Origin of the sequence: Acinetobacter sp. LCT-H3 (assembly GCF_001866125.1) — a bacterium.
Taxonomy (GTDB): domain Bacteria; phylum Pseudomonadota; class Gammaproteobacteria; order Pseudomonadales; family Moraxellaceae; genus Acinetobacter; species Acinetobacter schindleri.
On the sequence record NZ_MODX01000008.1, the window covers coordinates 64727 to 78389 of the forward strand.

Here is a 13663-nt window from a genome sequence, read left to right on the forward strand (position 1 = left end):
GATTAATCTGCCTCATAAAATTTTGCCGCAAACAGTGCCTGAATTTCAGATAAAGCTTTTTCTTCATCTGCTCCTTCAAGTACCAAGCGTAATGTTGTGCCTTTGCCCGCTCCTAGCATGAGCAAGGACATGATATTTTTTGCATCGACGAGCTTGTCACCCTTTCCAATCTGAATATTGGAACGAAATTTGGTGGTGACTTCAATGAGCTTACCCGATGCCCGCGCATGTAAACCCAATTTGTTAATTACGTCAACCGTCGTATCAATCATGACCAGTGCTTCATTTCTCGGTGGAGGACTTGAACAGACCATTTTGCCTCAAGCGCTTTTTTTAGTCTATCCACAATATAAACAGAACGATGCTGACCACCGGTACAACCCACAGAAACTGTGATGTAGTGACGGTGCCCTTCAGCAAAAGCCGGTAGCCATTTTTCCAAAAAGCTGTAAATGTCCTGGAACATGTCTTCTACCTGCTCACTCTTTTCCAGGAAAGTCTGTACAGGCTGATCCAGTCCGGAAAATTTACGTAGTTCCAGATCCCAGTGCGGGTTAGGCAGATGACGTACATCAAAGACATAATCGGCATCCAATGGAATACCATGCTTATAACCAAAGGACTGTAAAATCAGAATCAGGTTATCGGTCTGACCGAGCTTATGCAGTAAGGTATGCTTCAGGTCATGCACACTTTTGTCAGAAGTATCGATATGTACCGTCGAGCGCAACTGGATCGGAAGCAAAAGTAATTTTTCTTCCTGAATGCATTCATTCAGACTTTTAAAACGTGCAGCCAGCGGATGCGGACGGCGTGAAGCACTAAAACGTGCAATCAGCTCCTGATCCTGCGTAGTCAGATAAATAACATCGACTGTGCCATGCTGTTGCAGCTGTTCAAACACATGATCAAATTCTTGCAGATCCGCCCGGGTGCTACGAACATCCACTCCTAATGCTAACTGTTCCAGGTTATTTTCCTGATCCAGTTTCGCGACAATTTCAGGAAGCAGTGCCAGCGGCAGGTTATCGATACAGTAATAACCCAGGTCTTCCAGTACCTGCAAGGCAGATGACTTACCTGAACCAGATTGACCTGTCACAATTAAGATGCGCTTCATGCACTGCTACCCTATTAATGACGTGCAGAATATTTTACCTGCAGATTGTCGATCAAACGTGTTTTACCTAATTTCGCCGCAATGAATAACACAAGATCCTGATTAAATTCATCAATCTTTTGCAATTCTGGCGTACGTGCCTCAATATAATCTACCACAAAACCAGCCTCTGTGAGGGTCTGGCGAATACCAGTCAACACAGTATCTAACACTATACCTTCATGCAGCTGCTGTTCCGCTGCTTTTAAGCTGCGGTAGATCACTGGTGCAGTCTGGCGTTCCTGCTCGGTCAGATAACCGTTCCGTGAACTCAGTGCCAAACCATCTTCAGCGCGCGCTATCGGAACCCCAATCACTTCCAGTGGAATATTCAGGTCTTGCACAAACTGGCGAATCACTGCCAGCTGCTGATAATCTTTTTCACCAAAGAAAGCATAATTTGGCTGAACCATGTTAAACAATTTTGTCACGACAACTGCTACGCCATCGAAATGCCCCGGACGCTGTAAACCACACAGGTCATTCGTGATATCCGAAACACTAATATTGGTCAGACGCGGCTTGTTACCATACATCTGTTCCACACTTGGAGCAAAGACGATGTCACAGCCTACTTCAGCCAATAACTGCTGATCCTGCTCCAAGGTACGTGGATAGTTATCGAAATCTTCGTTTGGCCCAAACTGAATCGGATTCACGAAGATGCTGACCACGACTACATCACATAACTTGCGGGCTTCACGTACCAGATTTAAGTGACCTTGATGCAGATTCCCCATGGTGGGTACGAAGCCAATAATTTTACGTGCTGAACGAGCCGGATTTAATGAGGCCGCCAAACCCTGGATTGTAGTTTCTGTTTTCATCTTATAACTCAACCTGGAATGTATGTTCAGGTGCAGGGAATGAGCTGTCTAGTACAGCAGCATGATAGGCCTTGAATGCATCCAAGATTGCATTGGCACCTGATTGTTCTTTCATAAAGTTACGTACAAATTTAGCCGTATGACCAAAGTTCAGGCCCAGCATGTCTTGCACTACAAGCACCTGGCCATCCGTATCTACACCCGCACCAATACCAATCACTGGAATCTCCGAGAATAACTCAGCCACTTCTTTGCCAAGTTGTGCAGGCACACATTCAAGCAATAACAAGGCAGCACCGGCTTCAACCACAGCCTTACAGTCAGCAAGCAGCTGATCTGCCGCTGCGCGGTTACGTGCCTGTAATTTATAACCACCAAATACATTCACTGATTGTGGTGTCAAACCTAGGTGTACACAAACTGGAATACCGTTACGCGTCATGACCTGTATGGTTTCAGCCAGCCATGCTCCACCTTCCAGCTTGACCATCTGAGCACCCGCCTGCATCACGGTACGGGCACTTTGCAAGGCATCATTCAATGTTGCATAACTCATAAATGGCAGATCAGTCAGGATAAAGGCATGCTGATTTGCACGGCGCACTGCAGCGGTGTGATATGCCATATCGGCTACAGTCACTGGCAAAGTAGAATCATGCCCCTGAATGGTCATACCCAGGGAATCCCCGATCAGAATCGTATCTACTTCGGCAATTTCCATGGCTTTGGCCATGCTGGCATCGTAGCAGGTCAGGCAGGAGAATTTACGGCCGTCCGCCTTAAATCGTCTTAAGTCGCTCAGACTGATCATGAAGGTGTTCCTCTCTTATTGAAGTTCTCGCGAACATACCAATAAATAAAAATTAAATATTTGCCCAATTCGTGCGATCAAGGACCATCAAGGTCGATTGTTTTACGATGTCCAGGTCTTTTAATGATTGTCCATTCAGCTGTAATTCAGTATCAAGATCCAACAACGGCAATAATACAAAATCACGTTCCATTACACCGACATGCGGCACAGTCAAACGCTCATTCTGAATACGTTCATCACCGTAAATAAGCAGGTCCAGATCCAGCGTACGTTCACCCCAGTGGCGTAAACGTACCCGACCCGTTTCCTGTTCCAATGCCTGTAGACGATCCAGTAAATCGAGTGGTGCCAGATCGGTAATCAACTGCACCACAGCATTATGATAATTTGGCTGATCCTGTGGACCCATCGGTGGACTTTGATACAAATGGGATATTTTCACTGTTCCCAAGCTTGCCAGTTTCTGTACCGCCTCAGCCATAATCTGGCGCGAATCACCAAGATTACTGCCTAAGCCAATATAAGTAATGGTCATTGTGTCGGTCCAAAAACAACCTGGCTTAAATCACGCTGTACACGCTTACGTTTCATAATTGGATGATCCGGACCAATCTCACCGCTTGCACTCGCTGCTGCATGAGAAACTGGTTTCTCTGCTGCTGGCTTAGGTTTGCGGGTACGACGGTTACGTGGTTCCGGCTCATTGACTAATGGCTCAATCTCAGTGGTTTCCTGAACAGCAAGACGCTGTTCCAGATGCTCTTCCTGAGTCGCTTTACGACGGCTCTTGGCACGCTGACGGTTATACTGTGCAATGGCACGTTCTTTTTCATCACCGCCCATTTGCTGATAAGCATCCCACCAGCTCCCCATGCCCTGTGCAGTCTCATCACCTGATTTTTCGCGGAGTAACAGGAAGTCAAAGCCGGCACGAAAACGCGCATGACCAGACAGCGCTTCAATCTGCTGCGGTTTTGGATTCAACAGGCGGGTCTGCATTTCCCAGACTTCACGGATAAAAGTTTCCGCAAAACGTGGAATGATGGTACGGGTTGCCTGACGCTTCAAAACATCCAGGCCTGCTTGAGCACGTGCTTCAGCTGGGATAATGCCTTTACTCAAGTAGAAATCACAACGCTCCAGGAATGGCTTCCATAACAATACAGCATAGAAGAATGCAGGATTAATCGTCTTGCCAATCAAAATACGCTGATCGGTATTGGTCGCAGCACGTTCAATAAACGGCGTGATTTCAGGTTTGATCTCTGCAAACAGCTGACGCCAGATCCCGAAATCAATCAGCATTGGCAAGACGCGGTTGAGATGCCCCATGGTGAACAGCTTCTGTGACTCATCATAAAGACGATGCGGAGATACATCACGAAGCAGCTGGGTCATTTCTGGCGTAAAGATATCCAGAATCGCTTCATCAATATTGAAATTTAATTTTGCCGCAAAACGCAACGTACGCAGCATACGGACTGGATCTTCTTCGAAGCGGAGTGTTGGATCACCCAGCAGGCGCAGTGTTTTATGTTTAATATCATCTACTGCATTGCAGAAATCCAGCACAATACCTTTACGTGGCTGGTAATACATTGCATTAATCGAGAAATCACGGCGAGCAAAGTCCTGCTCGATAGTTCCCCAGTTATTGTCACGCAGAATCATGCCCTGCGCCGAAGTGACAGCCTTTTTCGGCGGTGCCCGGAAAGTCGCGACTTCTACCAGTTCGCGACCAGAATAGACATGAGCCAGCTCAAAACGACGCCCGATAATACGACAACGTCGCCCGAATACTTCTTTGACCTGAGCGGGAGTTGCGTTAGTGACAGCATCGAAATCCTTGGGATTCAAGCCCAGCATCAGATCTCGTACACCACCACCAACAATATAAGCTTCATAACCGGCCTTATTTAAGGCATCAATCACATCGAGGATATAAGAAGGTAATTGAGCGGTTGATAAACCACATTTTGACGCGCGCAAAGTTTGCAAAAGACGCTGTCTCCTACGTCTGAACGTAAAATTCTAAGATGACGCTAATCATATCGCTTACACGGCTAAAGGGCAATTTGATTATGTCAATCCTGTATCCAGCAATGATAGAGGATTCACTTTAAATTTAGATGATTTACAGCGCCAGTCGAGCCTGATTTTTAGCAAATAGTGCAGGACCAATCCCCTTGACTAGCTGAATATCTTCAACACGTTTAAACTTGCCATGCGTGTTGCGATATTCAATAATTGCTTCTGCTTTCTTCTGACCAATGCCATGCAGCTGCTGCAACTGCTCGACCGTAGCGGAGTTCAGCCGGATCCTGTCTGCACTGGAAACAGCTGCAAGCTCCGGCTTCGCCAGATAGTGATTGCTATGATTTTGGGATGGCCGATTCTGCTGTTGTTTCAGCCGTGCATCATATTGTTGCTGTTTAGCCTTCCAGTCGGCGTAACTTTCATTTTGAGCAGCAGCTGCAAACGAACTGCACAGTACAGATAAAATTGTGAGGATAATACTAATCAGTTCTCTGCTGATTGACCGAATTTTTATGATTTTCATGCGTGACCCGTTGTTTTAATTCTTGTTTCGCCTGTTCCCACAACTGATCCAGTTCAGTCAGTGACAGGTCTTCTATATTCAGATTCTGTTGTACTGCCTGATGTTCCATCAAGGCAAATCGCGTACGGAATTTATGGATAGTACCTAATAGTGCCATCTCACTCGAAATTCCAAGTTTACGACCAACATTGACCAGAGAGAATAAGCAATCACCAAATTCTTCCAGAATTTCGTCGGATTTCTGTCCTACCATTGCCTCTTTAAATTCACCTAACTCTTCTTCAAGCTTACCGAATGCACCATCCACATCAGGAAAATCAAAACCAATTTTTGCCACATTTTTCTGGATTTCGTCTGCCTGTACGAGTGCCGGTGCATGTTTCACATCATCCAGACGGAAACGGGGCTTACCCTGTTTTTCTTGTGCCTTAATCTTTTTCCACAATACAGCCACATCTTCAGGGCTGAGTTTAGAAAACTGTTCAGCCTGAAATACATGTGGATGACGGCGGATTAATTTATCGCTAATCGCCTGCACTACATCCTGAAAATTAAAAGCACCTTGCTCACTGTACATCTGCGACTGAAAAACCACTTGTAATAACAGGTCACCAAGCTCATCACGTACATCTTCAGTCTTACCGGAACGAACAGCCGCTTCAACTTCATACGCCTCTTCAATCGCATAACGCGTTAATGATTCAGGCGTCTGCTGTTGATCCCACGGACATTTTTCACGTAGTTCTCGCATGATGCTCAGTAATTGTTCCACCTTAAAACCTCTTTATTTTATCGGACAAGAAAATATCTTTTGCTCAATGTTTGCTATGCTCTAAAAACAGTCAACATGGAGGTGAGCTCAATGCACAGTATCTTTATTAGCGGGGCAGCACAAGGAATCGGTGCTGCTGTTGCCAGCCTATTTTGCCGCGAGGATTACAAGGTCGGTATTTACGATCTGAATATTAGCCTTGCCGAACAACTGGCTAAGCAGCTAGGCCCGAATGCGCACGCAGGTTATCTGGATGTTGCCAGTTATGCATCCTGGCAAACCGCCTTACAGGATTTTGAAGCCTGGGCAGGCAAGATCAATATTCTGGTGAATAATGCCGGCATTCTCTATTCAGGAAATTTTGAAAAGTCCCCCATTGAAGCACACCACCGTACGGTCGATATTAATATCAAGGGTGTGATCAATGGCTGTCATGCAGCTTTTCCCTTTCTGGAGCGTGCTGCTTTTGCCCGGGTCATTAATCTTTCCTCTGCTTCCGCGATCTATGGTCAGGCTGATCTTGCTTCCTATGCGACCAGTAAATTTGCCGTACGAGGACTGACAGAAAGCCTGGATATTGAATGGCACAAGCATGGCATTCGGGTCATGGATGTAATGCCACTTTTTGTGCGCACTGCAATGGTTCAGGATATGCAGGCAGAAAGCATCAAGAAAATGGGCGTGCATTTGAGTGCAGAAGATGTCGCTCAGGATATTTTAAAACTGGTACAGCGCAAGGACAATTTACTGGTTGCTACCCATCAGCCAGTCGGCTTTAAAAGCCAGTTCTTATACCATCTGTCACGTTTCAGTCCACAGTTTGTGAACCGCATGAGTAATCTGCTAATTGCCCGAAAACCCTGATTCTTATATCCCCCTGTTTATGCTATCGGATGCTGGTAAATCTGAATCTGTGGAAAACTGAAGCCACGGCATGACTGCTCAGCCTGCCATGCCACGCTGAGCACACAATCACCAAGTACATAGTTATGAAATGCAAAGACACCAAGCTGCGCATGCTGACACAGGCCACCTTGCTGCTGTGGATGTACTTTAGTATTGAGCTCACTCAGATTCATACGAATACCCATACCATGTGCTTTTAATATTGCTTCTTTGGTGGTCCAGACCTTAAACCAGTATTCAGGATCACAGTCTAACTGTTGCCAGCTCGCGTATTCTTCAGGGTGAAAGGCATGCTGTGCCAATGCATCAAAACGAACTTTACGGCTTAATTCTTCAACATCCACCCCAATTTCTTTGACTGTTTGGCTCAGGGCAAGTGCATAAAAATTCTGGCTATGGCTATGGTTAAAGGCAACATGTGAGTGGTCTTTGAGATAGGGTTTGCCATGCTCTGCACGTGCAAGATCATGATCACTAATCGAGCAATTCAAAGCACTGGATAAATACTGATTTCGCAATTGAACGATGTGTTGTTTACGTTGCTGGAGATACGCTTGACGCGTTAGTCCGCCAGATATGGCTTGAACTGGCAGTTTGTGTAAATCAATTCGAATCCGACGCATTACATGGTCCTTTATTGCTCAAGTGAATTATAGAACAGTTCAGACCTCCATGGTGAAAGCACAAAAAAGCCTGCTATTGCAGGCTTTTTACTTTATTCAAATACAGATTAACCGCGTTTGAATTTCTTCTCAGCTTTCTTGAATTTCTGAACATAACGACGCTTACGTGCTGCAGTACGTTCATCAATTTGTGACTTACGACCTTCGAACGGGTTTTCAGACGTCTTGAATTCAATTCTTACTGGTGTACCTTCAAGTTTGTAAACTTTACGGAATACATTTTCCAGGTAACGACGGTAATCCGCAGGAGTTTTATCGACCTTGTTACCATGAATGACAATGGTCGGTGGATTCTGACCGCCAATATGCGCATAACGCATTTTGATACGACGGCCTTGAACAGTTGGCGGCTGGTGAGCTTCAGTCGCATCTTGCAGAATCTGGGTGATTTTTGCAGGAGAGACTTTCAGGTGTGAAGAATCATAGGCACGGTGGATCGAAGGATAAAGCTCACCGACACCGGTACCATGTAATGCAGAGATCAAGTGAATCTTCGCCCATGGAATGAAGTCAAAACGACGTTCCACATCCAACTTGCACTGCTTACGATCATATTCAGACATGTTGTCCCATTTATTGATCGCAATCACCATGGCACGGCCTGCTTCAATCGCATAACCGATCAAGTGCAAGTCCTGCTCTACAATCCCTTCACGTGCATCAACAACTACGACAACCACATGCGCATCTTTCATCGCCTGCAAAGTTTTCACGATTGAGAATTTCTCAATCATCTCATCGACTTTACCTTTACGACGTACACCTGCGGTATCGATCAAAGTGTATTTACGGCCATCACGTTCAAATGGAATGTAAATCGAGTCGCGGGTTGTACCTGGCTGATCAAATGCAACCACACGCTCTTCACCCAGTAAACGGTTGACCAAGGTGGATTTACCAACGTTCGGACGACCAATAATCGCGAGACGCAAACCGGTATTTTTATCGTGTTCAGCTTCAGACTCATCTTCGGGCACATCTGCAAGTACTTCTTCAAGCATCTGCTGTACACCACGACCATGACTCGCCGCCACTTGCATCGGCTCGCCCATGCCAAGTTTATAGAACTCAACTAAAGCAGCTTCTGCATGTACTCCATCCACCTTGTTCGCAACGAGGAAGACTTTTTTACCCAAAGTACGCAGCTCACGGGCAATCTGTTCATCAGATGCCAACAATCCGGCACGTGCATCGACCACAAAGATAATCATATCTGCTTCATGGATTGCAGTTTTAGACTGCTCTGCCATGTAAGAGTCGATCCCACCTTCGTTCTCACCGATACCGCCAGTATCAACGACAATGAAGGATTTATTTTGATAGACAGCATCGCCATATTTACGGTCGCGTGTCAGACCTGCAAAGTCTGCCACCAATGCGTCGCGGCTCTTGGTTATCTGGTTGAACAGAGTTGATTTTCCGACGTTCGGACGACCAATGAGCGCAATTACGGGTTTCATAGATTAACCTTTATTCAATATCAGGCTGTCTAAAAATGGCCTGAACATCAGAAAGTTCTGGAAGAAAATGGGAATAGGATTAAAGCCTAAAATAAATAAAAACACGGGGCATTGAACATTCAATCACCCCGCGTAAAAAATACGGTTGGCTTATTTTAGCATAAGCCACAGAAAAATTAACGATTCTGCCAGATACTGTAAGCACCCTTACGTGTCGACACATAGAGCTGGTTGTCGATCACACGCAGTGTGCGAACTTCACCAGAAGTCTTGGAACGACCAACAATCTGTCCAGTAGACGGATCAATCAGGTGTAATACACCGTCCAGGTCACCGACTACAAGGTCTGTACCCAGCATGACCGGGTTGCTCAGCTGACGGTTTAACAACTGGTCATTTTCCCAGAGTTTCTGGCCAGACGTAATTTCATAGGCGGTGATTTTACCATCAGTCTGGGCAACAAAGACACCGTTACCTACAACTTCTGGACGCTGGATACTGCTGGCATCTTCACTCCAGATCACCTGTTGTGAAGCCAGATCAAGCACAGTCACCTGACCTTGATAGCTGGTTGTTACTACAAACTGACCAGCAACGACCGGCTCACCATCAATATCATTCAGACGTTGAATATCGGAGCGACCATCAGATACCGCTACACGGCGCTGCATTTTTGGCACACCGGTAACTGCATCAAGAGCATAAATATAGCCGTTTGCTGAAGCAATCAGTACATGACGTGGGTCAAGTGCGACTGGTGCCGCCATACCACGCAGGCTGAATTGTACATTAGGTAGCTTATAAGTCCACACCTGTTTACCAGTACTGACTTCATGAGCGAAGACCATACCGTCATTCGCTACGGTAATCACACGGTCTGCATGCACTAAAGAGGGCGCAATAATGGCACCCGACAATTGAGCAGCCCAACGCTGTTCACCCGTCTGCTGATCTAAAGCAAACAGCTGACCTTTGGTATTGCCTGCAATCACCACACCAGAAGCCGCCTCCACACCCGCGCTTAAGCCCGCTTTAGACACTTTTTTCTGCCAAAGACGTTGCTTGCCCTGATAAGCAGAAATTTCCCCATTTGGATTAATGGCAAAAATCACACCGTTGTCTGCATCGAGGCGTAAACGTAATGGATCTGCTTCATCCGTAGAAGAAACACTGCTAGAAAATACAGGAACTAGTGATTTTGCCTGTGCAAGTTTAGGAAGTGGATTTGGCTTGGCTTCTTCCACTTTAATGGTTTTCCCCGCACAACCTGCCAAAGCAAGGGTTAAAACGGTTAAGGCACAGGTGAGTTTGTATTTTCTATTCATTCAGTTTCTTCCACTTGTGTATCTATAATCGGGCGTTCAATTTCAGGATCATCGACCAATACGCCAACACTTTCTAGTTTAATTTGTAAAATCTGACGTTCTTCTTTGCGTTCTACCAAAGCATCCCATGCACTTTGATACACTTTCTTGGCATTTTCAATATCATTTTTGGCAACATAGATATCTCCACGTGCTTCATCCGCAGTTGCTTTAAAAGCAGGCTCATTCACCGCTTCTAAAGTTTTCAATGCTGCATCATATTTTTTCTGTGCCAGCTGGGCATATGCCAGACGAAGTTTAACTACTTGCACCAGACCTGCATCATCCACCTTGGAGTTTTCAACTTTCTTCAGTGCACGTTCAGCTGCTGCATAGTCTTCTTTGTCATAAGCCAGTTTTGCCATTACTAGCTGAGTCTGAATCGCCTGCGCTGAGTCAGGTGCTTCCTTGACAATCTTGTCCGCAGTATCAGACAGTTTAGCAAACGCATCGCCCTGAGTAGAACGTGCATCATCCATTAACTGCTGTACCTTGGCCGTTTGCTTCTGCGACTCCGCCAGGTTCTTCTTCTGCCAATATTCCCATCCAAAAAAGGCAATCAGCGCAACCAGAATCCCGGTAATGATTGAAGAGCCATACTTCTTTGTGAAGGATTTCAAACTTTCAAGTTGTTCATCACCACCAATTGCGCTCATGTGATTACCCCTTTCCTAATGTCTTATCGATTATTTTGAAGAAATTTTAGTTGTGAAGAATGCCACAAAATCAGTAAATGGCACATCTGATTGCTCTGCTGTTGCCAGCTCTTTTACGGTAAAGGTCTGTGCTTCAAGTTCACGTTCACCAATAATCGCAGCATAGATCGCCCCAGACTGGTCTGCCTTTTTCATTTGCGATTTCATTGAACCGTGTGAGCCAACTTTCAGGCGAATGCTACTCCCGGCAGCTTCTAACTGGTCACGGATCTGTTCAGCCAAGACCAGTGCCTGACCTTGAGAAGCAGGGTCTGCCACCAGAAATACTTCACAATCACGTACAGGTGTGTTGTCTTCAACTTGCTCCAGTAAAAGCAGTAAGCGCTCCATCCCCATCGCAAAACCAACCGCAGGTACAGACTGGTCTGCCTTACCTTTTAACTGACCCACCAGACCATCATAACGACCGCCGGCACAGACTGTACCTTGTGAACCTAAATGCGTTGTGGTCCATTCAAATACGGTTTTGTTGTAGTAATCCAGACCACGTACCAGTTTCTGGTTGATGACAAAGCTGACGCCTGCATCAGTCAAGTATTGCTGTAACTGGTTAAAGTGCGCCAGTGTTTCTTCACCCATAAAGTCATGCAGTTTAGGTGCATTTTCTAAAATAGACTGAGTTTTGGCATCTTTAGAATCCAGGATACGTAATGGATTCGTGGTCAAACGACGCTGAGAATCTTCATCCAGATCGGTTTTATGCGCTTCCAAGAATTCAACCAATGCCGCGCGGTATGCTGCACGTTCATCCGACTCACCCAAAGTGTTGAGTTCAAGCTGAACTTTGTCCGAAACACCCATACGTTTCCATAAACGCGCTGTCATTAAAATCAATTCAGCATCTTGATCTGGCGTTGCTACACCAAAAGTTTCTACACCAAACTGGTGGAACTGACGGTAACGACCTTTTTGTGGTTTTTCATAACGGAACATAGGTCCGACATACCATACTTTCGGGGTCGCACCACGCAGCAGGTTATGCTCAAGCATGGCACGTACGCAACCTGCTGTACCCTCAGGACGCAGCGTCAAAGACTCCGGTGGATTGCCTTTGTCCAGAAAAGTGTACATTTCTTTTTCAACGATATCCGTTGCATCACCGATTGAACGTTTGAACAGATTGGTCTGTTCAACGATTGGCAAACGAATTTGTTGATAGCCATAGGCATCCATTAGGCCCGATAAATGCTGTTCAAGACGTCTCCAAGCTGGGGTTTGCGTTGGGAGAATGTCATTAAAACCTTTGATTGCGACGATTGAACTCATGATCTACTCAGGAAAACTTGTACGAATAATTTCTTTAGATTTAGCTTCTTCAAGCTCGGAAACACGTTGACGAACCATAGCTTCGATTTCATCAACCAGTTGATTGGTATCGATTAAATGGCTCTTTTCGCCATTACGATACACCAGTGAACGCGGACTTGCACCTACTACACCAATGTCGGCTTCCTTAGCTTCACCTGGACCATTTACTTTACAGCCAATCACCGAGACATCCATTGGTGTACGAATATCTTCCAAACGTTCTTCAAGCGATTGCATCACTTTAATTACGTTAAATTCCTGACGTGAGCAGCTTGGGCAGGCAATGAAGTTAATCCCGTTAGAACGTAAACCCAGCGATTTTAAAATATCGAAACCGATCTTCACTTCCTCTTCAGGTTCTGCTGCCAATGAAATACGCATAGTGTCACCAATGCCTTCCATCAACAGACCACCAAGAGCGATTGCAGACTTCACCGAACCTGTACGGTAAATGCCCGCCTCAGTCACACCCAAATGCAGCGGATTATCAATCTGTTTAGACAGCAGGCGATAAGCATCCATGGTCAGGAACACATTGGATGCTTTTACCGATATTTTAAATTCATGGAAATCTAAACGGTCTAAAATATCGATATGACGCATCGCCGATTCAAGCAGTGCTTCGCCTGTCGGCTCGCCATATTTTTTCTGGATGTCTTTTTCTAATGAACCAGCATTGACACCAATACGCATCGAGATATCGTTATGACGCGCAGCTGCCACGACTTCACGAATCTTGGCTTCTGAACCGATGTTACCTGGGTTAATACGCAGACAGTCTGCGCCCAAGTCAGCTACTGCCAGGGCAATTTTGTAGTCGAAGTGAATGTCTGCAACCAATGGCACACTCACCTGTTTACGGATTTCCCCAAACGCTGCCGCTGCTTCCATACTTGGTACAGAAACACGCATGATATCAGCACCCGCATCGACGCAGCGCTGGATCTGTGCGACCGTTGCGGCTACATCACAGGTTTCGGTATTGGTCATACTCTGGATGCTGATAGGCGCATCACCACCGACATAAACAGAACCAACACGAATCTTGCGGGTTGGACGGCGTTGAATCGGATTCACAATCATGATTTGTTTCT

General features: G+C 45.8%; 15 protein-coding genes. 1 reads left to right on the top strand and 14 read right to left on the bottom strand.

The genetic code is table 11. The features are described from left to right. Positions 1-2: 2 nt before the first annotated feature. From BK820_RS06260 to mazG, 8 genes are all read right to left on the bottom strand, one after another. Entirely contained in the window at positions 3-272 is a 270-nt protein-coding gene (locus BK820_RS06260; protein ID WP_008303424.1) for an HPr family phosphocarrier protein, read from the bottom strand. Beyond that, positions 269-1120, bottom strand: a complete 852-nt coding sequence (gene rapZ / locus BK820_RS06265) for an RNase adapter RapZ (RefSeq protein ID WP_071320437.1) — start codon at positions 1118-1120, stop codon at positions 269-271. The genes BK820_RS06260 and rapZ overlap by 4 nt, the downstream gene beginning before the upstream one ends. A 14-nt stretch (positions 1121-1134) precedes the next feature. Next, positions 1135-1986 (bottom strand): pantoate--beta-alanine ligase, encoded by an 852-nt coding sequence (gene panC, locus BK820_RS06270; protein WP_071320438.1) that lies wholly within the window; start codon positions 1984-1986, stop codon positions 1135-1137. A 1-nt stretch (position 1987) separates the two neighbouring features. Beyond that, positions 1988-2797, bottom strand: coding sequence for a 3-methyl-2-oxobutanoate hydroxymethyltransferase (panB, locus tag BK820_RS06275; protein WP_071320439.1), 810 nt, complete (start codon positions 2795-2797; stop codon positions 1988-1990). A 52-nt stretch (positions 2798-2849) separates the two neighbouring features. Beyond that, positions 2850-3335, bottom strand: coding sequence for a 2-amino-4-hydroxy-6-hydroxymethyldihydropteridine diphosphokinase (gene folK / locus BK820_RS06280; RefSeq protein WP_071320440.1), 486 nt, complete (start codon positions 3333-3335; stop codon positions 2850-2852). Then, a complete protein-coding gene (pcnB, locus tag BK820_RS06285; RefSeq protein WP_071320441.1) occupies positions 3332-4798 on the bottom strand; it encodes a polynucleotide adenylyltransferase PcnB in 1467 nt (488 codons plus the stop codon). Before pcnB ends, folK begins: the two co-directional genes overlap by 4 nt. A gap of 136 nt (positions 4799-4934) precedes the next feature. After that, the gene (locus tag BK820_RS06290; RefSeq protein ID WP_071320442.1) at positions 4935-5360 is read right to left on the bottom strand and encodes a ComEA family DNA-binding protein; all 426 of its coding nucleotides are present in this window, start codon (positions 5358-5360) and stop codon (positions 4935-4937) included. Next, the gene (mazG, locus tag BK820_RS06295; RefSeq protein ID WP_071320443.1) at positions 5317-6132 is read right to left on the bottom strand and encodes a nucleoside triphosphate pyrophosphohydrolase; all 816 of its coding nucleotides are present in this window, start codon (positions 6130-6132) and stop codon (positions 5317-5319) included. The genes BK820_RS06290 and mazG overlap by 44 nt, the downstream gene beginning before the upstream one ends. 90 nt (positions 6133-6222) lie before the next feature. Between mazG and BK820_RS06300 the strand changes: the two genes are divergently transcribed. After that, positions 6223-6996 carry an SDR family oxidoreductase gene (locus BK820_RS06300; RefSeq protein ID WP_071320444.1) on the top strand — a complete coding sequence of 258 codons (774 nt, stop codon included), beginning with the start codon at positions 6223-6225 and terminating at the stop codon, positions 6994-6996. Positions 6997-7013: 17 nt separating this feature from the next. Here BK820_RS06300 and BK820_RS06305 read toward each other — a convergent pair whose 3' ends face one another. The 6 genes from BK820_RS06305 to ispG form a co-directional block, all read right to left on the bottom strand. After that, the gene (locus BK820_RS06305) at positions 7014-7661 is read right to left on the bottom strand and encodes a 4'-phosphopantetheinyl transferase family protein (protein ID WP_071320445.1); all 648 of its coding nucleotides are present in this window, start codon (positions 7659-7661) and stop codon (positions 7014-7016) included. Positions 7662-7768: 107 nt separating this feature from the next. Then, positions 7769-9181 carry a ribosome biogenesis GTPase Der gene (gene der / locus BK820_RS06310; protein WP_004889995.1) on the bottom strand — a complete coding sequence of 471 codons (1413 nt, stop codon included), beginning with the start codon at positions 9179-9181 and terminating at the stop codon, positions 7769-7771. Positions 9182-9357: 176 nt separating this feature from the next. Beyond that, complete coding sequence (gene bamB / locus BK820_RS06315; RefSeq protein ID WP_071320446.1) at positions 9358-10506, bottom strand: outer membrane protein assembly factor BamB; 1149 nt, start codon at positions 10504-10506, stop codon at positions 9358-9360. Then, a complete protein-coding gene (locus BK820_RS06320) occupies positions 10503-11201 on the bottom strand; it encodes a YfgM family protein (protein ID WP_004889998.1) in 699 nt (232 codons plus the stop codon). The genes bamB and BK820_RS06320 overlap by 4 nt, the downstream gene beginning before the upstream one ends. Before the next feature lie 30 nt (positions 11202-11231). Next, the gene (gene hisS / locus BK820_RS06325) at positions 11232-12527 is read right to left on the bottom strand and encodes a histidine--tRNA ligase (RefSeq protein WP_071320447.1); all 1296 of its coding nucleotides are present in this window, start codon (positions 12525-12527) and stop codon (positions 11232-11234) included. Positions 12528-12530: 3 nt separating this feature from the next. Continuing rightward, a complete protein-coding gene (gene ispG / locus BK820_RS06330) occupies positions 12531-13652 on the bottom strand; it encodes a flavodoxin-dependent (E)-4-hydroxy-3-methylbut-2-enyl-diphosphate synthase (protein WP_008303409.1) in 1122 nt (373 codons plus the stop codon). Positions 13653-13663 lie beyond the last annotated feature (11 nt).